Here is an 18,446-nt window from a genome sequence, read left to right as displayed (position 1 = left end):
ACGCCGCCTCTAGGACGGCTCGGACGGCCCGGTGGGCCCAGCGGCCGGCAGCGGCGGCGCGGGATGCGTCAGCCTGTGCACGTAGGCGGCGAGCGCGCCGCCCACGAGCGGCGCGAGGAGGAACAGCCAGAGCTGGGAGAGGGCCGCGCCCCCCGCGAACAGCGCCGGGCCCAGGCTGCGCGCCGGATTGACCGAGGCGCCGGTCAGCGGGATGCCGACCAGGTGGACCACGGCGAGGGCGAGACCGATGGGCAGCCCGTCGAAGCCGACCACGGCGACCTTGTGGGTCACCGCGAGGAACACGTAGGCGAACAGGAACGTGAGCACCACCTCGGCCAGGAAAGCTCCGCCGATGGTGACGCCGACGGCCGACCGGTCGCCGAAGCCGTTGGTCCCGAACTCACCACTCGTGCGCAGCCCGGGGATCTGCTTCGCCAGCAGAAGGAGCACCGCGGCGCCGACGATCGCGCCGAAGATCTGGGCCGCCCAGCGCTCGACGGCGGCCCTGAGGCCGATCCGGCCGGTCCCGTACACCGCCAGCGTCACCGCGGGGTTCACATGGCAGCCGGAGACCGGACCGAGGGCGTAGGCCAGCGCGAGCAGGGTGAACCCGAAGGCGAGAGCGATGCCCACCGTGCCGAGGTACTCCGCGGCGAGCGCCGCGGAGCCCACTCCGAAGAAGACCAGCAGCGAAGTGCCCAGGAATTCCGACACCACGGTCCGTGTCTGCATACAACCACCTCGCGAGTAGGCCGGTTCTTCGGATTTCTCCGATTTCCTCGACAATTCTCACGGCGGTCGCGGCATCGCGCTCGCCGAGCCGGAGCAACCGCTTCAGCGGCTGAACAGCGGCTCGCCCGGTGCGGGCGTTTCGGCGGGGAGAACGGCGAGGTCCAGTCCCCTCACCAGTCGGGCCCGCAGGACCTCGCTGGCGGACAGCGCCCGGGCGATCCGGCGGGCCGCCTCCGCGGGCGCCGCTTCCGGGGCGAGGACGAGAGCGAGGGTCCCGTCGGCACTGCCGGGTCCGAGGTGGGCGCGCACCACCGCGGGTTCGGCCGCCACGGTCTCCCGTACGGCGGCGATCACTGCGGGGTCCTGGAGCGGGTCGGTGCTGGTGCGGTTCTCCGCGAGGGCCAGCAGGGCCTGCCCGGTCAGCTCGAAGGCGACGGGCCCGGCCAGGTCCAGCACGACGGTGTCGGCCTTCTCGTGGGCGGCGGCCTGGAGCGCCTGGTGCAGCGGTACGGCCACGGGCCTGGCGGCGGGGTCCCAGCGGCCCAGCGCGTCGATCGAGGTGAAGACGGGGAGCGCGTGCCGGCCGCCCGCCCGGAGGGTGGGGACGGCCATGTCGCTGGTCTTCTCGCGCCGCAGCCCGTTCTCGTCCTCCTCGACCTCGCCGAGGACGGCGACGACGGGGACCAGGAGGCGGGCGTCGCGGAGGGCCGCGAGCACCGGGCCGACCGCGCTCCGGTCCCGGGACCAGGCTTCCAGCGCCCGGGCCAGGGCAGGGGAGGCCGAGCCGTCGTCGTCGGAGAAACCGGGGTCCGGGATGTTCTTGAGCTCCACGGGACGAGCGTAGTGCCTGGCTCCGCGCCGCCGCCCCGCAGGTGGGGCCGGGCGTGGGCCTCGGCGCGCCGCCGCCGGGGGCCGGATGCGGGCCTCAGCGTTCCGCCGTCCCGGCCAGCAGGGCGCACGCCTCGTCGCGGGCGTGGGCGACGGGGTCGGGGAAGACCTTGAGGCCATGGGCCGCCAGGGCCCCCGCGTGCAGCAGCATGAGCGTCCGGCCCAGCCGGCCGGCGGCGTCGGGGGCGAGGCCCTCCACGCTCCGGGCCAGTCGGGTGAACAGGTCCAGCGTCCACCGCTTCTGCCCCGTGATGACCGCGTGCGCCGGGTGGGACGGGTCGCTGATCTCCGCATGGGCGTTGATCATGCTGCAGCCCTTGGAGCCGTTGTCCGCCATCCAGGCGTGCGAGGCGTCGAAGACGGCCAGGACCCGCGCGGTCGGCGTGGGCGGCGCGGCGTCCAGGCGCTCGGCGAGGAAGGCGCGCCAGCGTTCGTCGCGGTCGGCGAGGTGTTCCACGACGATCTGCTCCTTGGAGCCGAAGCGGTCGTAGAGGGTCTTCTTGGTCACTTTGGCCTCGGCGGCGATCAGGTCCACCCCGACGGCATGGATGCCCCGCTCGTAGAAGAGCCGCTCGGCTCGGCTGGCTGGTGCTGCTGTCCACCTTCGGCGGATAAGGGCTGTACTGGCTGATCCTGAGGAGGTCGGGCGTCACCGCGGTCAACACGCTCATGTTCCTGATGGCTCCGGTCACGGCGGTCTGGGGAGCTTTGATGTTCGGGGAGCCGTTCGGCCCCCGGACCGTGCTCGGCCTGGCGCTCGGCCTCGTGGCGGTGGTCGTGGTGCACCGCGGGGCCGCCCGGCGCGGCGACGGGCCCGCCGGGTACCCGGCGCCGGCCCCGCGCGACCGGGTGGAGGCCCGGCCCGGGGCGAGGCGAGGCGGTGAGACGGTGGCACGAGGGGGGCGGTGCGCGCCGGTGAGGCGAGGCCGACCGGGCGGGGCCCTCTCCAGCGGCCGCACCGCCGCGCGACGGGCGGGGCGGACCCGCTCAGCGGCGACCGGCGGCGTCGCGGCCGCGCCACAGGACGACGGAGACGGCCAGCAACGCCGCGCCGAGGCCGCCCGCGAGGGGGGCCGCCCAGTTCACCGTCCGGTCGTCGGCCGGGGGCCGGGCGGGGCCCGCGCCGAAATAGCGCCCCCGGTGGCCGGTCGGCGCGGCCTGGGCGTTCGGGTCGGCCGGGCGCAGGCGGTAGCCGGCCTCGATGGCCTCCACGGGATCGACGGTCCCGTAGCCGCGGGCGTCGTCGCGCCCTCCGGCGGGGGCGTCCCGGGCGGTGTCGGCGAGCAGCTTCTTGATCTGGGCCGGGTCGAGGCCGGGGTGGGCGGAGCGGACGAGGGCGACCACGCCGGAGACGAACGCGGCGGCCGCCGAGGTGCCCCACTCGATGTAGTAGTGCCCGTCCGGGTTGGCGACCACGATGTCGACTCCGGGGGCGCTGACAGTGGCGTACCAACGGCGGGTGGAGAACGAGGCGTGGGCGCCGTACTCGTCGACGGCCGCGACAGCGATGACGCCGGGGTAGGCGGCGGGGTAGGAGGTGCGGTCGCCCTTCTCTCCCCCGTTGCCCGCGGAGGCGACCACGGGGACGCCTCGGGAGAGGGCGTACTGGATGGCCGAGTCCTCGCCGGGGTCGGGGTGGGCGGATTCGCTGTCGTCGCCCAGGGAGAGGTTGATGACGTCGGCGCCGTTGTCGGCGGCCCAGCGGATGCCGTCGGCGAGGGCGCTGCCGCGTGTCTTGCGAGCCTTCGCACGGGCCGGGTCCTTGGATTCCAGGATCACGCGGACGGGCAGGATGCGAGCCTCGGGCGCCACGCCGAGGACGCCTCCGGCACGCCCGGGGCCGCTGCCGCGCCCGGCGATGATCCCGGCCATCGCGGTGCCGTGCAGGGCCCAGGAGGGGTCACCGCGCTCGGCGCCGAAGCCGATGAGGTCCCTGCCCGTGAGCACCTGGCCGGCCAGGTCGGGGTGGTCCGCGTCGACCCCGGTGTCCAGGACGGCGACGGTGACGCCCTGCCCGCGGGTGGTCTGCCAGGCGCGGTCGGCGTGCAGGGCCTCCAAGGCCCACTGCTGGTCGCGGATGACGTCGGCGTGGGCCGGGGCGGCGGAGGCGAGCGCGAGGACGGCGGCGGTGCAGACGGCGGCGAGGGCGCGGTGGGGGCGCCGGCTCATTCCGCCCGCTCCGTGAGGTCGGCTACGGTCGTGCGCAGCCCGCGCTCCACCCGGTCCGCGATGCCCTTCGCCTCGTGGCCCAGACCGGACCGCGCGATGTCCGTCGTGGCGCCCGCCGCCATGGCGGCCGCCGCGGGCTGCGGCTCCTCGACGGTGCGCCCGTCCGCGAACCCGGAGACGGCCAGGACGACGACCGGGATCTCGGTGAGCGGGCTGACCGTCCAGCTGGCCCGCTGCCCGTCACGGAAGGAGGCCGCGACGCCGCCGTCGGGGGCGTACGTACGGGGCATCAGGTCCTTGCGCGCGGCGAGGCCCTGTTCGGCGAACCGGGTGTGCAGGGCGTGCATGGCCGGGGCTTCGGCCTCGGTGAAGACGAGGCCCACGGTGGTGACGCTGGAGCGCGTCGCGTCGGTGTAGGTGGCGCGGACGAGCCGCTCGCAGCCGACGGAGCGGAGGGCGGCGAGCAGCAGGGGGTCCAGGCCCTCGGCGCAGGTGCTGTCGGGGGCGACGGCGAGCCGCGTCCAGGTGCGGTGGGTGCCTCCGGGGCCCGCTCCCCTGCCCTGGAGCGTGCGGGGGAAGAGCGTGTCGACGGGGACGCTGTGCCAGGCGTCGCGGCCGGTGGTGTACGCCGTGCGGGCGGGCCGGGCCGAGGAGTCGGCGGTCAGCAGGGCCCCGGTGACCGCTCCGCCGATCAGCCCGAGACCGAGCACGACGCACACGGCGGCCGACACCGCGCGCCACCGCCGCGGCGGCGGGACACGCAGCCGGGTGGTGGTCTCGGCAGGACTCTCCGGAGAGCCGTAGGAGGCCGGCGCCCGGTACGTCCCCGGGGGCGGCGGGACGGCTCCCGGCGCGGGGCCGGCGGCCCCGGCGGGCCACCGCCGGGAGTCCTGCGGGCTCGCGGGCCCGCGTCGGGCGGCGGCCGGGGCCGGCGGGACGGGCGAAGGCGTCGGGGCGGGGGCGGCGGGAGGAGCCGTCGGGCGGGGCGGCACGGGGGCGCGCCGCGCGTCGGTACTCATCCGGCCCCCCGCATACACGTCCTCGCACCGACCACGGATCACCGCCGCCGACCGGCCTGTCGGTGTTCGCGTGCCGTCACTCTACGGGCTGCGGGCGGGCGGCGGGGAGCGGGACGCCCCGGTGGGCGGCGGATCTGCCGCGATCATCCCCCTACCCAGCCGTAGCGGCTCTCTGGCAAGCTGCGGCCATGACTGCCCGCGCCGCTGACCGGGCCCGGTATGACCGGGCCACCGCCCATCTCGACGCTCCGGTCGCGATCGTCGATCTGGACGCGTTCGACGCCAACGCCGCCGACCTGGTGCGGCGGGCGGCCGGCAAACCGGTCCGGGTGGCGAGCAAGTCGGTGCGGTGCCGGGCTCTGCTGGAGCGGGTGCTCGCGCGCCCCGGGTTCGCCGGGGTCATGTCGTTCACCCTGGCGGAGTCGTTGTGGCTGGCGCGGGCGGGGTTCGACGACGTCCTGCTGGCCTACCCGTCGGCGGACCGGGCCGCCTTCGCCGAGCTGGCCGCCGATCCCAAGCTGGCCGCCGCGGTGACGGTGATGGCGGACGACCCGGCCCAGCTGGATCTGATCGACGCGTCCCGGGCCGGCGGGCGGGAGGAGATCCGGGTCTGTCTGGAGCTGGACACCTCGTTGCGGCTGCTGGGCGGCCGGGTACGGATCGGCGCCCTGCGCTCACCGCTGCGCTCTCCCGCGCAACTCGCCGAGCTCGCCCGGTCGGTGGCGCGCAGGCCGGGGTTCCGGCTGGTGGGTCTGATGGCGTACGAGGGGCATGTCGCCGGGGTCGGCGACTCGCCGGCGGGGCGGCCGCTGCGGTCCCGGGCGATCCGGCTGATGCAGGCCGTCGCCCGCAGGGAGCTGGCGGCCCGCCGGGCCGAGGTGGTGCGGGCGGTCCGTGCGGTCGCGCCCGGCCTGGAGTTCGTGAACGGCGGCGGCACGGGCAGCGTGCGGTCCACGGCGGCCGAGGACGCGGTGACGGAGATCGCGGCCGGCTCGGGGCTGTACGTGCCCCGGCTGTTCGACGACTACACGTCGTTCACCGGCCGTCCGGCGGCCCTGTTCGCCCAGCCGGTGGTACGGCGGCCGGGCGTGGGCGTGGTGACGGTGCTCGGCGGCGGCTACCCGGCGTCCGGCGCGGCCGGGGCCGACCGGTCGCCGACGCCGTATCTGCCACCGGGTCTGCGCTACGACGCGCGGGAGGGCGCGGGCGAGGTGCAGACGCCGTTGCTGGGCTTCCCCGCCGACGACCTGCTGATCGGGGACAAGGTGTGGTTCCGGCATGCCAAGGCCGGTGAGCTGTGCGAGCGTTTCGATACGCTGCGCCTGGTCGAGGGCGACCGGGTCACGGCGAGCGTTCCGACGTACCGGGGCGAGGGCCTGACGTTCCTCTGACCGCGCCGCACCGTGCGGCGGCCGCTCCGGCCCGGTCCGTTGCGCGGGGTGCGCGGGCTCAGGGGCCGATCGACGCGCCCACACCGCCGCTCGTCCCGCCGTCGCCGAGCGGGCGGATGCCCCGGGTGATGGTGTCCATCAGGGAGAGCGGCAGCTCCGGGACGTTCGCGTCGAAGGCGAACCGGACGATCACCGGACTCCCGCTGCCCACGGTCGACGGGAAGACGAGGGACTGCACGACGCCTCCGGGCCCCTTGCCGGTGGTGACCCGCCAGCGCACGAGGTGGCCGGTACGGCCGGCGACGGTCACCTCCTGGGTCTTGAGCACCTTGTGGGCCGTGATGCCGCCGTGCGCGCGCCGGCCGAGGCCGTCCTCCTCGTAGGCGCTGTCGGCCGCGGTGACGATGTCGGCTTCCGCCAGGGCCTTGGGGTCGGTCTCCCCGGCGCGGGCGGTGCGGGTGGTGACCGTGCCGTGGTAGCAGAACGACACGGAGCCCTGGGGGCAGTCGTAGGGGTCCGCCGTCCGGATGGTGGGGATGTCGCCGACGGTGTTCTCCGGCTTCTCCCAGCCCTCGGGCACCGGCACGGTGATCCCGTTGAGCTGGTCGACGAGGACGGAGGGGTCCTCGTCGGGATCGGTCTTTGCGGAGGCGGAGGCCGTGGGGGCGGCGGGGACCGGCGCGGATGTGGTGGCCGCCGGGGCCCCCGCCGTACCGCTGCCGTTCCGGCCCAGCAGGACGGCCCCGGCGACGGCCGCGCCCAGGACCAGCACGCCGCAGAGCGTGAAGGCCACGGCCTTCGGGCCTCCGCCGCCCCCGCTACGGCCCCCGTGAGGGCCGGGCGCCGGGTCCGGCGGCCCGAACGACGCGGGGGCGTGCGGCTGATGCGGCGCCGAGCGGGCGACGGACGGGCGGGTGTGCCCGGTCCAGGACGTGCCGTCCCACCAGCGTTCCGTGCCGGGTGCGCCCGTGTCCGGATACCAACCGGGCGGCGTCGCGTAGCTCATGCCCCAACTCTAGGGAGTGGCCCTCTCAGCCGGATCAGGAGTCCCGGCCCGTCAGGGTCAGCAGATCGCGGGCCGGGCCGGTGGGCCGGTGCCCGGCGGGCCAGACGGCGCGCAGCTGGCGGCGCAGCCGTACGCCGGCGACGGCGACCGTGACCAGGCGGCGGGCCGACAGCTCCTCGCCGAGGGCCAGTTCGCTCAGGACGCAGGGCCCCGCACCGCTCTCGGCCGCCCCCTTGACGGCCGTGGTGGAGGAGAGCTCCAGCAGGGGCGGGGCCAGGGGGCCGTGCGCGGCGAGCGCGGCGTCCAGGACCTGGCGGGTGCCGGAGCCGTGCTCGCGCAGGATCAGCGGGGCGGCGGCGAGTTCGCGGGGCAGGAGGGGGGTGCGGCGGCGGGCCCACGGGTGGGCGGGGGCGACCACCACGACCAGCCGGTCGTGAGCGATCACGGTGCCGTCCAGGCCCTCCGGTATCGACAGCCCTTCGACGAAGCCCAGATCGGCCTCGCCCGTGAGCAGACGGCGGGCGACGTCCGCGGAGTTGCCGACGAGGAGCGAGACCGCGGTGTCCGGCCGCTCGGCGCGCAGCGCGATCAGCCACCGCGGCAGCAGGTACTCCGCGATCGTCATGCTGGCGGCGACCCGCAGCCGGGAGTCCCGGCGGTCGCGCAGCGCCTGGGCGCCCGCGTCGAACGCCTCGGCCGCCTCGACGACCCGGCGCGCCCAGTCGGTGACCAGCGCCCCCGCGTCGGTGAGTCGGGAGCCGCGCGGCGAGCGGTCCAGCAGGGCGACGCCGAGCTGCCGCTCCATGGACCGGACGCGGCTGGAGGCGGCGGGCTGGGTGACGCCGACGTCCCGCGCCGCCCGCCCGAGGCTGCCGTGCCGGGCGACGGCGAGGAGCAGTTCCAGCGCCCCGAGGTCGGGAACCCGGTGGGAGAGCGGGATGTGAGGGGTGTGCGGGTCGCCGGCCATCAATCCAGCTTATGACCTCATAGGAGCGGGCTCCCTGGTGGGCGGGGGCGGGGCCGCGAAGAATCGTGGCATGGCCGTCTTTCCGCAGACCGGGACCTCGCCCCAGCCGCTCTTCCCCGCCCCTTCCCTCCGGCCGCCGGGCTCCTCGTCCCGTCCGGCGCGGCTGCCGTCGCTGCGGCACATCGGCCCGAACTGGTATGCGAGCGTCATGGGCACCGCGATCGTCGCGAGCGCGGGCGCCGTGCTCCCGGCGGACGTTCCCGGACTGCGGGCCGTGTGCGTCGCGGTGTGGGCCCTCTCGGCCGCTCTGCTCGCCGCCGTCCTCACCGCACGGGCCGGCCACTGGCTGTGCCACCGCGATCAGGCGCGGGCCCATCTGCTGGACCCGGCCGTCGCGCCCTTCTACGGCTGCCTCTCGATGGCGCTGCTGGCGGTCGGCGGGGCGACGCTGGTGGTGGGCCGGGACGTCGTGGGCGCTCAGGTCGCCCTGGCGGCGGACGTGGCGCTGTTCGCGGCGGGTACGGCGGTGGGGCTGGCCGCGGCGGTCGCGGTGCCGTATCTGATGATCGTGCGCCACCGCCCCGCGCCCGGGACCGCGTCGCCCATCTGGCTGCTGCCGTTGGTCGCGCCGATGGTCTCGGCCTCGCAGGGGGCGCTGCTGGTGCCCCACGCCCCCGCGGGGCAGGGGCGCGAGGCGCTGCTCCTGGGCTGCTACGCCCTGTTCGGCCTGTCGCTGCTGGCCACGCTGGTGGTGCTGCCGCTGGTGTTCGCCCGGCTCGTCCACCACGGTCCGCTGCCGGTGGCCCTGACGCCCACGCTCTTCCTGGTCCTGGGACCGCTCGGGCAGTCGACGACCGCGGTCAACCAGCTGGCCGACGCCGCCCCGGGGGTGGTCGGGGCGCCGTACGCCTCCGCGTTCGGCGCTTTCGCGGTGCTGTACGGGGTGCCGGTGACGGGCTTCGCCCTGCTGTGGCTGGCGCTGGCGGTGGCGATGACGGTGCGGGCCGTGCGGCACGGGATGGGGTTCGCGATGACGTGGTGGGCGTTCACCTTCCCGGTCGGCACGTGTGTCACCGGGGCGGCCGGGCTGGCGCGGCACACCGGGCTGGAAGCGCTCAGCTGGCTCTCCGTGGCCCTGTACGTCTTCCTGGTGGCGGCGTGGGCGGCCGCGGGGGTCAGAACGGCGGGCGGGGTGGCCGGCGGAGCGCTGACGGCAGCTCCCGTGCCGCCTCGGCCAGCGACGGCCCGTACCACGTGAGCAGGCGCCCGTCGACGAGGGCGGCATCCAGGCCCGGGAAGGCCTCTGGCCCGTCGTCCGCGGTGAAGCGGTAGGGCTCGTCGGGCAGCACGGCCAGCTCGGCCCCGGAGGCGTTCAGCGCGTCGAGGGGGACGCGCGGGTAGCGCTCGGGGTGATCGGCGTAGACGTTGCGCACGCCGAGGCGGGCGAGCAGGTCACCGGCGAAGGTGTCGCGGCCCAGCACCGTCCAGGGCCGTCGCCAGACCGGCACGATCGCGGGGCGCGGGGAGGCGGCCGGGGCGGGCAGCTCGGCCCAGGCCGCCTCTGCGCGGGCCAGCCAGGAGGGCCGGGCGAGGCCGCAGCCGTCGACGAGGAGCCGCTCAAGCTCGGCGAAGGCCTGCTGGAGGGTGCGGATCTCGGTGACCAGGACGGTGAGCCCGGCCTGCCGGAGCGCCGCGAGGTCGGGGGCGCGGTTCTCCTCCTCGTTGGCGATCACGAGGTCGGGGCGGAGGGCCGCGATCGCGGCCGTGTCCGGGTTCTTCGTGCCGCCGATCCGGGCGGCGGCGAGGCCGGCGGGACGGGTGCACCAGTCGGTGACCCCGACGAGCAGCCCGGGCTCGGTGACGGCGACGGCCTCGGTGAGCGAGGGGACCAGGGAGACGACGCGCACGGAAGGGCCTTTCCAGGAAGACTGCGGGCCCGCGGGGGTCGCACGGCCCGACAAACGCGCCGCCGGCGCTATCGGCGTGAGTCGTACGTGGCGTCGATGTGCTCGGCCACCGCGACGACCAGGAGGCGGGTGCCGGGCACGGTGGCCCGCCAGCGGTGGCGGACCCCTCCGGAGAGGAACAGCGTGTCACCGCGGTCCAGCCGGTACACCTGTCCCTCCGCCTCGACGTCCACGGCTCCCTCGACGACGTACATCAGCTCGTCGTTGCGGTGCTGGAACTCCCGGCCGAGGTCCGGCTCGCCGGTGAACTCCAGGGCGTTGAGCTGATGGCGGCCGTGCACCAGGCGGCGCACGCCCTCGCCCTCCTCCGCCCGGACGACGTCCACGGCGCGTGCGGAGTCGGCGGCGGCCCGCAGCCGTGAGGGGGAGGTCTCCAGCGCCTTTGCGACCCGGTCCAGGGAACGGGGGCTCGGGCGGGCGCGCTCGTTCTCGATCTGGCTGAGGAAGGGCACGGAGAGCCCGCTGCGCGCGGCGACCGCGGCCAGCGTGAGCCCCAGGGTTCTGCGCCGACGGCGAACCGCGGCGCCTACCCGCGGTGTGTCCTTGTCGTCCATCTCCCGGCTCCCTCCCGCCTCCGCCATCCTCGCGGTTGCCAGCACCTTACGCACATGGTTGCTCAGGGTGTCCGGTATTCGCCCCCGGGCAGCCGGAAGGGGCGGCCCCGCCCGACGGCGGGGGCCACCCCTTCTCACCAGCGCTTTCGTGTGCGCCGAGCTCCTACTGGGGAGCCATGGTGTCCGCCATGCCCGGGTTGTCGTCCATCCAGGCCCGGACGGCTTCCTCCTCGTGACCCACGCCGTGCTTCTGGATCTCGTTCTCCAGCCCGGCGAGCTGCTTCTCGCTGAGCTCGAAGTCCTCGAACCACTCGGTCAGCTGCGGGTACTGCTCGGGGAAGTCCTCGGAGGCGATGGTGTGCAGGCGGTCGCCCTCACCGAACGCCTTCTTGGGGTCCGCAAGCTTGGTGAGGCCGTACTCGCTGTACGCCCAGTGCGGGGTCCACAGCAGGACGGCGATGGGCTCCTTCTTGGCGTACGCGCGCTCCAGCTCGGCCAGCATGGACGGCGTGGAGGAGTCGAGCACCTCGTACTCCCCGTCGAGTCCGTACTGCGGCAGAACGTTCTTCTTGAGGTTCTCCATGGTGGCGGTGCCGGGCTCGATGCCGACGATCCGCCCCTTGAAGTCGGCCCCCTTGCCCTTGAGGTCCGCCAGGGACGTGACGTCCTTGACGTAGTCGGGGACCGCGACCTCGATGGAGGTGGGCCCGTACCACGAGCCGATGTCGGTCAGCTTGTCGCCGTACTTGTCCCAGTAGTTCTTCTGGGTGTACGGGAGCCAGCCGTCGAACTGCACGTCGATCTGGCCGCGCGACATCGCCGCGTACATCGGGCCGACCTCGAACTGCTTGAGGTTGACCGTGTAGCCGCGCTCCTCCAGGACCGCCTTCCACAGGTACGTGGCGGCGATGTCCTCCTCCCAGGGGAACCAGGCGACCTCCAGGGGACGGTCGCGCTCGTCCTTGCCGTTCACCGCGGCCTGGGCGTCCTCGGGGACCGGGGACCACGTGTCGGCGACGCCCGGGTTGGCCTCCAGCCAGGTGCGGACGGCCTGCTGCTCCTTGCCGGAGCCGGCCTTCTGGATCTCGGCTTCCAGGCTCGTGAGCTGCTTCTCGCTCATCTTGAAGTTCTTGAGCCAGGTGCTGACCACGGGGTTCTCCGCGGTGAAGCCCTTGCGCGCCAGGGTGTGCACGCCGTCGCCCTCGCCCCAGAGCTTCTTGGGGTCCTTCAGCTTGGTGAGGTCGTACTCGTTGTACGCCCAGTGCGGCGACCAGAGCGGAACGACGATCGGTTCCTTCTTGGCGTACGCGCGCTCCAGCTCGGCCAGCATGGACGGCGTGGAGCCGTCCAGGAGCTTGTACTCCTCGTCGAGGCCGTAGCCCGGCAGGAGCTTGTCCTTGAGCAGGCCCATCTCGCCGGCGCTCGGCTCGATGCCGACGATGCGGCCCTTGAACTCGGAGGCCCGGCCCTTGAGGTCCTCCATCGACTGGATGTCCTCCATGTACGCGGGGACGGCCAGCTCCAGCGAGGTGGGGGCGTACCAGGCGCCGAGGTCCTCCAGGTCGTCCTTGTACTTCTCCCAGTAGCTGGCGTGGGTGACCGGGAGCCAGGCGTCGGTCTGGAAGTCGATCTGCCCGCCTGCCATGCCGGTGTACAGCGAGCCGGCCTCGTACTGCTCGACGTCGACCTCGAAGCCGCGCCGCTCCAGCATCTCCTTCCACAGGAAGGTGGAGGCGATGCCCTCGTCCCACGGGATGTAGCCGATGCTGACCTTCTTGCCGTCACCGATGCCCACGCTCGCGGCGGCGACGGTGTTCTTGGGGCTGCCGCCGAAGACGCTCATGCCGCCCGCGACGAGCGCGAGGACGACGACGCCGACGACCGCGACGGAGGCGCGCGGACGGTAGGTCCAGATCTTCCAGCCGTCGGCCGTCGCCTGGGCCTTGGCCAGGGCCCGGCGGGCCAGCGGGGAGACCTCTGTGCCCAGGGCCCCGGTCATCCGGTCCAGGTACATGGCGAGGATGACGATGGAGACGCCCGCCTCGAAGCCCAGCCCGACGTCGACGTTGCCGATGGCGCGGTAGACGGAGCCGCCGAGGCCGCCGCCGCCGACCATGCCCGCGATGACGACCATGGACAGGCCCAGCATGATGACCTGGTTGATGCCCGCCATGATCGTGGGCAGGGCGAGCGGCAACTGGACGCGCAGCAGGGTGTTGCGCGAGGTGGTGCCGAAGGCCTCGGCCGCCTCGACCAGTTCGCCGTCGACCTGGCGGATGCCGAGCTCGGTCATCCGGACGCCCGGGGGCAGCGCGAAGATGATGGTGGCGATGATGCCGGGGACCACGCCGACGCCGAAGAAGATGACGCCGGGAATCAGGTAGACCATGGCGGGCATGGTCTGCATGAAGTCCAGGACCGGCCGGACCACCGTGCTGACGGCCTTGGACCGGGAGGCCCAGATGCCCAGGGGCACGGCGATGACCAGCGTGACGAGGGTGGCGACGAGCACCAGGGTGAGGGTGTCCATCGCCTCGCCCCACAGCTCGACCGCGTCGATGAGGGCGAACCCGACGAAGGTGAGCAGTGCCGCGGGCAGCCCGCGCAGCCACCAGGCGATGATGGCGACGATGCCCGCGAAGAGGAGCGGTGCGGGGGCGGACAGAACGGTGGCTATGCCGTCGAACATGCCGCTGACGATCGAGCTGATCGCGTCGAACAGCCAGGCGAGGTGGGTCTGCAGCCAGTCGACCGCGGAGTCGACCCAGTCGCCGAGGGGGAGCCTAAACATGGGACACCTTCTTCGCGGTGTCCGCTGCCGCGGGCCCGTCGTTCGGGGGCTCTGCCGGGGACATCGGCTCGCCGAGCACGGCGAGCAGCCGGGAGCGGGGGACGACGCCGACGAGCGTGCCGTCGGCGTCGGTCACGGCGACCGGGTCGGCGCTCTGGGAACAGGGCGTGAACAGGTCGATGATGGGCGTCGACTCCGGGACCGTGGCGGGGGCCGCGGCCAGCACGTCCCGCGGGGTCCGCAGTTCCTTGCCGTCGTCCGCGGTGGAGCCCATGACGGTGTGCGGCTCGGCCATGATCGCACCGGCGGTGAGCACCCGGGAGCGGTCGACGTCCTGGGTGAAGGAGGCGACGTAGTCGTTGGCCGGGGTGACGAGGATGTCCTCCGCGGTACCGAGCTGGACGATCTTCCCGTCGCGCATCACGGCGATCCGGTCGCCCAGGCGCATGGCCTCGTTGAGGTCGTGGGTGATGAAGACAATGGTCTTCTTCAGGCGCTTCTGGAGCTCCAGGAGCTGGTCCTGCATGTCACGGCGGATCAGCGGGTCGAGCGCGCTGAAGGACTCGTCCATGAGCAGCAGGTCGGCGTCGGTGGCCAGCGCGCGGGCGAGGCCGACACGCTGCTGCATGCCGCCGGACAGCTCGTCGGGCCAGGACTTCTCCCAGCCTTCGAGGCCGGTCAGCCTGAGGGCCTCCGCGGCGCGCTCCTCGCGCTCGGCACGCGGTACGCCCTGGACTTCGAGGCCGTACGCGGCGTTCTCCAGGACGCTCCGGTGGGGGAAGAGCGCGAAGTGCTGGAACACCATGCTGATCTTGGTAGAGCGGACGTGGCGCAGCTCCCGGGGGCTCAGGGCGGTCAGGTCCTGGCCGTCGAACAGCACCCTGCCGGCGGTGGGGTCGAGCAGACCGTTGAGCATGCGCAGCAGGGTGGACTTGCCCGAACCGGACAGCCCCATGACGACGAAGATCTGACCCGGCTCCACCGTGAAGGAGGCGTCGATCACCGCTGCGGTCGTTCCGTCCGCGCGCAGCTCGTCGCGGGTCGCGCCGTCTTCGAGCTTCCGCACGGCTTGATCGGGTCGTCTGCCGAACACTTTGTACAAGTTCTCGGCTTGCAGCCTTGACACATACACCTCACGCGTTGAACGGGCATGGTCCGCCACCCCCACCGACAGACCGCGGAGCAGTGCGGATTCGGTCCGCATGGCACATGCACTAGTTGAAAATGCGACGTGGTTCGCTCCGGTGCCGCGTCTGCCCGTCCTTACACAGCCCAAACACCGGAGTGACCCACCTCACCGCGCCGCGACGGAGCGCCCTCCCCCGGCTGCCTCCGGCGACTGTCGGCGCCGTGGTGCATCATCAGGTCTGTGACGCGACGCCTGATGCTCCTCGACACCGCCTCCCTGTACTTCCGCGCCTATTTCGGCGTCCCCGACTCGGTGCGCGCACCGGACGGGACGCCCGTCAACGCGGTGCGCGGCCTGCTCGACTTCATCGGCCGACTGGTCCAGGACCACCGGCCCGACGACCTCGTGGCCTGCTGGGACGACGACTGGCGGCCGCAGTGGCGCGTCGACCTGATCCCGACGTACAAGGCACACCGGGTCGCCGTCGAGACGCCCGCCGGCGAGACGGACGAGGAGGAGGTCCCCGACACCCTGTCTCCGCAGGTGCCGATCATCCAGGACGTGCTGGCCGCCCTCGGGATCGCCCGCGTCGGCGTCACTCCCTACGAGGCGGACGACGTCATCGGCACCCTCGCGGGACGGGCGACCGGGCCCGTGGACATCGTCACCGGCGACCGCGACCTCTACCAGCTGGTCGACGATGACCGCCGGGTGCGCGTGCTCTATCCGCTCAAGGGCGTGGGCGCCCTGCAGATCACCGACGAGGCGTGGCTGCGCGAGAAGTACGGGGTGGACGGCCCGGGGTACGTGGACCTGGCCCTGCTGCGCGGCGACCCGAGCGACGGGCTCCCGGGCGTGCCCGGCATCGGCGAGAAGACGGCGGCGAAGCTGCTGGACGCCTTCGGCGACCTCGCCGGGATCGTGGCCGCGGTGGACGACCCGGCCGCCCGGCTGACCCCGACCCAGCGCAAGCGGCTGGACGGGGCTCGCGACTACCTGGCCGTCGCCCCGAAGGTGGTTCGGGTCGCCGGGGACGTCCCGCTGCCGGCGTTCGACCCGGCCCTGCCGCGCGAGCCGCGCGACCCGGCCGCCCTGGAGGCGCTGGCCGCCCAGTGGGGTCTGGGCGGGGCGCTGCGACGACTCCTGGCGATCCTGAGGACATGAGGACGCATCAGCCTCGAAGTGTTAGCTTAGGTATACCTAAGTCATCGGGGCCGGGTAAGTCCGGCGCCCGGTGCGACACGGTGACGAGCCCCGTCGCCCTCGGCCGGTACCGCGGCGCGGGCGGCATGCCCGTCATCGACATCGGACACGCCGAATCAGGGAGTACCTCGTGGCAGAGCGGCCGGCCCGGCAGGCACCGAAGGCCCAGGGGGCGCAGGTCGTGCGCACCGAGCAGATCACCCCGCACATGGTGCGGGTGGTCCTCGGCGGCGAGGGGCTCGCCGACTTCGCCCTCTCCGGCTTCACCGACCACTACATCAAGCTGTGTTTCGCACCCGAGGGCGCGGACTACACGCACCCCTTCGACATCGCCGCCATCCGCGAGAGCCACCCCCGTGAGCTGTGGCCCACCACCCGTACGTACACGGTGCGCGCCTGGGACCCGGTCGCGCGGGAGATGGCCGTCGACTTCGTCGTGCACGGCGACGAGGGGCTCGCCGGCCCGTGGGCCCAGCGAGCCCGCCCGGGCGAGCAGGTCACCTTCCTCGGCCCCGGCGGCGGTTACCAGCCGCAGGCCTCGGCCGACTGGCACCTCCTGGCCGGCGACGAGAGCGCGCTGCCGGCCATCGCCGCGTCGCTGGAGCAGATGCCGGCGGGCGCGCTGGTGCACGCGTTCGTCGAGGTGCCGGACGCCTCGGAGGAGCAGAAGATCGTGACGCCGGACGGGGTCGCCGTGACCTGGCTGCACCGCGGCGACCGCCCGGTCGGCGAGGCGCTGACCGCGGCCGTGAAGGGCCTGGACTTCCCCCGGGGCGAGGTGCAGGCGTTCGTGCACGGAGAGGCCGGCTTCGTGAAGGAGATCCGCCGCCACCTGCGCCAGGAACGACGGGTCCCGCTGGAGCAGCTGTCGATCTCCGGCTACTGGCGGCTCGGCCAGGACGACGAGGCCTGGCGCGCCGTCAAGCGCGAGTGGAACGAGCAGGTGGAGCGCGAGCAGGAGACCGGCCAGGCCGCCACGTGACCCGGGCCGCCGCGTAGGGCCGGCCCCTGCCGGCCCGGACGGCGCCCCGGACCCGGACCCCGTCCGCCGCAGACCGCGGCGGACGGGGTCCGGGCGCGTGAGCGGCCGTGCGCGGCGAGGGCCCGGACGCGCGAGGGGCACGGGGCGGGTGGACTCCGTACGGGGCGGCCCGCCGAGTCGCCCGCTCCGGCGGCCCCGGATCTGGAAAGATCACGCCCACCGGACCCATCCGCACGGCCGTCGGCTCCGAATCACCGCCGGAAGAGACGACCGTCCCGGAAAGCGAGACCCGCGTGAAGGAAGCCGTACGCATCAGTGGGGCGCCCGCGCCCGGCCCCGACCCCTCCGAGCTTCTGGTACGGGTCGCGCGCGGCGACCAGGGCGCCTTCGCCACGCTGTACGACGCGGTGAGCGGCCCCGTCCTGGGGCTCGTGCGCAGCGTTCTGCGCGATCCGGCCCAGTCGGAGGAGGTCGCCCAGGAGGTCCTGCTGGAGGTGTGGCGGACCGCCCCCCGTTTCCAGGCCTCCCGGGGGAGCGCGATGAACTGGGTGCTCACCCTGGCGCACCGCCGGGCCGTCGACCGAGTCCGCTCGGCCGAGTCGGCGTCCGCCCGGGAGCACAAGGCTGCGCTGCTGGAGCGGACGCCCGCCTTCGACGAGGTCTCCGAACAGGTCGAGACCCGGCTGGAGCGAGAACAGGTACGGCGCTGTATGCGCACCCTGTCCGAGCTGCAACGGGAATCGATGACCCTGGCCTACTACCGGGGCCTGACCTACCGCGAGGTCTCCGAACTCCTCTCCGTGCCACTGGGGACCATCAAGACACGACTCCGCGACGGCCTCATCCGGCTGCGCGACTGCCTGGGGGTGAGCGCATGAGCACGGTCGAGCTGCACACGCTGACCGGGGCCTACGCCGTGCACGCGCTGCCGGACGCCGAACACCGGGCGTTCGAACGGCATCTGCGGGACTGCGAAGCCTGCGCCCAGGAGGTGCGGGAGCTGTCCGCCACCGCCGCCCGACTGGGCCTCGCCGTCGCGGCGCACCCCCCGCTCGAGATGCGCGAGCGGGTGCTCCGGGAGATCACGACCGTACGCCAGGAGCCTCCGGTGCACGAGCGGCGCGAGCGCTCCGGCCGGGGCGGCCGCACCGGGCGCTGGCCGGCCTACGCCCTCGCCGCGTGCGTCGCGGCCGCCGCCGCGTTCGGCGGGGCCGCTCTCTGGCAGAACCAGCTGGCGCAGGACGCCCGTCAGGAGGCGGACCGGGCGCAGCGGCAGAACCAGCAGCTCGCCGAGGTGCTCTCGGCTCCCGACGCCCGGACCGCGTCCGGCGAACTGGCCGGCGGCGCGCACGGCGCCGTCGTCGTCTCCGAGAGCCGGAACCGGGCGGTGTTCCTGGCCTCCGGGATGGAGCGGCCGCCGAGCGGCAAGGTCTACCAGCTCTGGTTCAACGACGCGGGCGCCATGCGCTCCGCCGGACTGATGGACCCCTCGGCCGGCGACGGCGCGGTCCTGCTGGACGGGCCCGTGGGCCGGGCGTCCGGGATGGGGATCACGATCGAACCGGCCGGAGGGTCCGCAGAGCCGACCTCCTCGCCGGTGGCGCTGATGGACTTCCCGGCCGCCTGAGGTCCCCGGGGCGGCCCGCCC

Annotated in this window: 17 protein-coding genes and 1 pseudogene; 7 read left to right on the top strand and 11 right to left on the bottom strand. The window is 74.1% G+C overall.

Annotated features, from left to right (window positions below; genetic code table 11):
* Nucleotides 1-9: 9 nt before the first annotated feature.
* The 3 genes from V9U70_RS13740 to V9U70_RS13730 all read right to left on the bottom strand — a co-directional run bounded on the left by V9U70_RS13740 (nt 10) and on the right by V9U70_RS13730 (nt 2,170).
* Nucleotides 10-732 (bottom strand): aquaporin, encoded by a 723-nt coding sequence (locus tag V9U70_RS13740; RefSeq protein WP_336675152.1) that lies wholly within the window; start codon nt 730-732, stop codon nt 10-12.
* Between the two features lie 102 nt (nt 733-834).
* The gene (locus V9U70_RS13735; protein ID WP_336675150.1) at nt 835-1,563 is read right to left on the bottom strand and encodes an SseB family protein; all 729 of its coding nucleotides are present in this window, start codon (nt 1,561-1,563) and stop codon (nt 835-837) included.
* Between the two features lie 94 nt (nt 1,564-1,657).
* Nucleotides 1,658-2,170, bottom strand: a complete 513-nt coding sequence (locus V9U70_RS13730) for a TetR/AcrR family transcriptional regulator (protein ID WP_336675443.1) — start codon at nt 2,168-2,170, stop codon at nt 1,658-1,660.
* A 26-nt stretch (nt 2,171-2,196) separates the two neighbouring features.
* Between V9U70_RS13730 and V9U70_RS13725 the strand changes: the two are divergent.
* Nucleotides 2,197-2,419: pseudogene (locus V9U70_RS13725) on the top strand (EamA family transporter); the annotation flags it as partial.
* A gap of 188 nt (nt 2,420-2,607) precedes the next feature.
* Here V9U70_RS13725 and mycP read toward each other — a convergent pair.
* Both mycP and V9U70_RS13715 read right to left on the bottom strand, forming a co-directional pair.
* Nucleotides 2,608-3,789, bottom strand: a complete 1,182-nt coding sequence (mycP, locus tag V9U70_RS13720) for a type VII secretion-associated serine protease mycosin (protein ID WP_336675148.1) — start codon at nt 3,787-3,789, stop codon at nt 2,608-2,610.
* Complete coding sequence (locus tag V9U70_RS13715; protein WP_419723980.1) at nt 3,786-4,808, bottom strand: hypothetical protein; 1,023 nt, start codon at nt 4,806-4,808, stop codon at nt 3,786-3,788. Before V9U70_RS13715 ends, mycP begins: the two co-directional genes overlap by 4 nt.
* 188 nt (nt 4,809-4,996) lie before the next feature.
* Between V9U70_RS13715 and V9U70_RS13710 the strand changes: the two genes are divergently transcribed.
* Nucleotides 4,997-6,199 (top strand): amino acid deaminase/aldolase, encoded by a 1,203-nt coding sequence (locus V9U70_RS13710; protein ID WP_336675144.1) that lies wholly within the window; start codon nt 4,997-4,999, stop codon nt 6,197-6,199.
* A 58-nt stretch (nt 6,200-6,257) separates the two neighbouring features.
* Here the strand turns inward: V9U70_RS13710 and V9U70_RS13705 are convergent, their stop codons facing one another.
* Together V9U70_RS13705 and V9U70_RS13700 are read right to left on the bottom strand one after the other, a co-directional pair.
* A complete protein-coding gene (locus tag V9U70_RS13705; protein WP_336675142.1) occupies nt 6,258-7,205 on the bottom strand; it encodes a DUF2510 domain-containing protein in 948 nt (315 codons plus the stop codon).
* Between the two features lie 34 nt (nt 7,206-7,239).
* Nucleotides 7,240-8,172 carry a LysR family transcriptional regulator gene (locus V9U70_RS13700; protein ID WP_336675140.1) on the bottom strand — a complete coding sequence of 311 codons (933 nt, stop codon included), beginning with the start codon at nt 8,170-8,172 and terminating at the stop codon, nt 7,240-7,242.
* A gap of 70 nt (nt 8,173-8,242) precedes the next feature.
* On the opposite strand from V9U70_RS13700, the gene V9U70_RS13695 reads away from it, so the two are divergent.
* Nucleotides 8,243-9,430 (top strand): TDT family transporter, encoded by a 1,188-nt coding sequence (locus tag V9U70_RS13695; RefSeq protein ID WP_336675138.1) that lies wholly within the window; start codon nt 8,243-8,245, stop codon nt 9,428-9,430.
* Here V9U70_RS13695 and V9U70_RS13690 read toward each other — a convergent pair.
* The 4 genes from V9U70_RS13690 to V9U70_RS13675 form a co-directional block, all read right to left on the bottom strand.
* Nucleotides 9,348-10,079: a helical backbone metal receptor gene (locus tag V9U70_RS13690; RefSeq protein WP_336675136.1), complete on the bottom strand. Its 732-nt coding sequence runs from the start codon at nt 10,077-10,079 to the stop codon at nt 9,348-9,350. The two genes, V9U70_RS13695 and V9U70_RS13690, sit on opposite strands and share 83 nt — an antisense overlap.
* A gap of 68 nt (nt 10,080-10,147) precedes the next feature.
* Nucleotides 10,148-10,693: a helix-turn-helix domain-containing protein gene (locus tag V9U70_RS13685; RefSeq protein ID WP_336675135.1), complete on the bottom strand. Its 546-nt coding sequence runs from the start codon at nt 10,691-10,693 to the stop codon at nt 10,148-10,150.
* A gap of 163 nt (nt 10,694-10,856) precedes the next feature.
* Nucleotides 10,857-13,484 (bottom strand): ABC transporter permease/substrate binding protein, encoded by a 2,628-nt coding sequence (locus V9U70_RS13680; protein WP_336675134.1) that lies wholly within the window; start codon nt 13,482-13,484, stop codon nt 10,857-10,859.
* Nucleotides 13,477-14,550 carry a quaternary amine ABC transporter ATP-binding protein gene (locus V9U70_RS13675; protein WP_336675132.1) on the bottom strand — a complete coding sequence of 358 codons (1,074 nt, stop codon included), beginning with the start codon at nt 14,548-14,550 and terminating at the stop codon, nt 13,477-13,479. The genes V9U70_RS13680 and V9U70_RS13675 overlap by 8 nt, the downstream gene beginning before the upstream one ends.
* 318 nt (nt 14,551-14,868) lie before the next feature.
* Between V9U70_RS13675 and V9U70_RS13670 the strand changes: the two genes are divergently transcribed.
* The 4 genes from V9U70_RS13670 to V9U70_RS13655 all read left to right on the top strand — a co-directional run bounded on the left by V9U70_RS13670 (nt 14,869) and on the right by V9U70_RS13655 (nt 18,425).
* The gene (locus V9U70_RS13670) at nt 14,869-15,777 is read left to right on the top strand and encodes a 5'-3' exonuclease (RefSeq protein WP_336675442.1); all 909 of its coding nucleotides are present in this window, start codon (nt 14,869-14,871) and stop codon (nt 15,775-15,777) included.
* 169 nt (nt 15,778-15,946) lie between these two features.
* A complete protein-coding gene (locus tag V9U70_RS13665; RefSeq protein ID WP_336675131.1) occupies nt 15,947-16,798 on the top strand; it encodes a siderophore-interacting protein in 852 nt (283 codons plus the stop codon).
* Between the two features lie 293 nt (nt 16,799-17,091).
* Complete coding sequence (locus tag V9U70_RS13660) at nt 17,092-17,676, top strand: sigma-70 family RNA polymerase sigma factor (protein ID WP_336675129.1); 585 nt, start codon at nt 17,092-17,094, stop codon at nt 17,674-17,676.
* Entirely contained in the window at nt 17,673-18,425 is a 753-nt protein-coding gene (locus V9U70_RS13655) for an anti-sigma factor (RefSeq protein WP_336675127.1), read from the top strand. The genes V9U70_RS13660 and V9U70_RS13655 overlap by 4 nt, the downstream gene beginning before the upstream one ends.
* Nucleotides 18,426-18,446 lie beyond the last annotated feature (21 nt).

The sequence above is a fragment of the Streptomyces pratensis genome (assembly GCF_037137275.1).
GTDB lineage: Bacteria > Actinomycetota > Actinomycetes > Streptomycetales > Streptomycetaceae > Streptomyces > Streptomyces pratensis_B.
The sequence above is the reverse complement of the archived record's forward strand: the minus strand, read 5'-3'. Positions and strand labels throughout refer to the sequence as shown.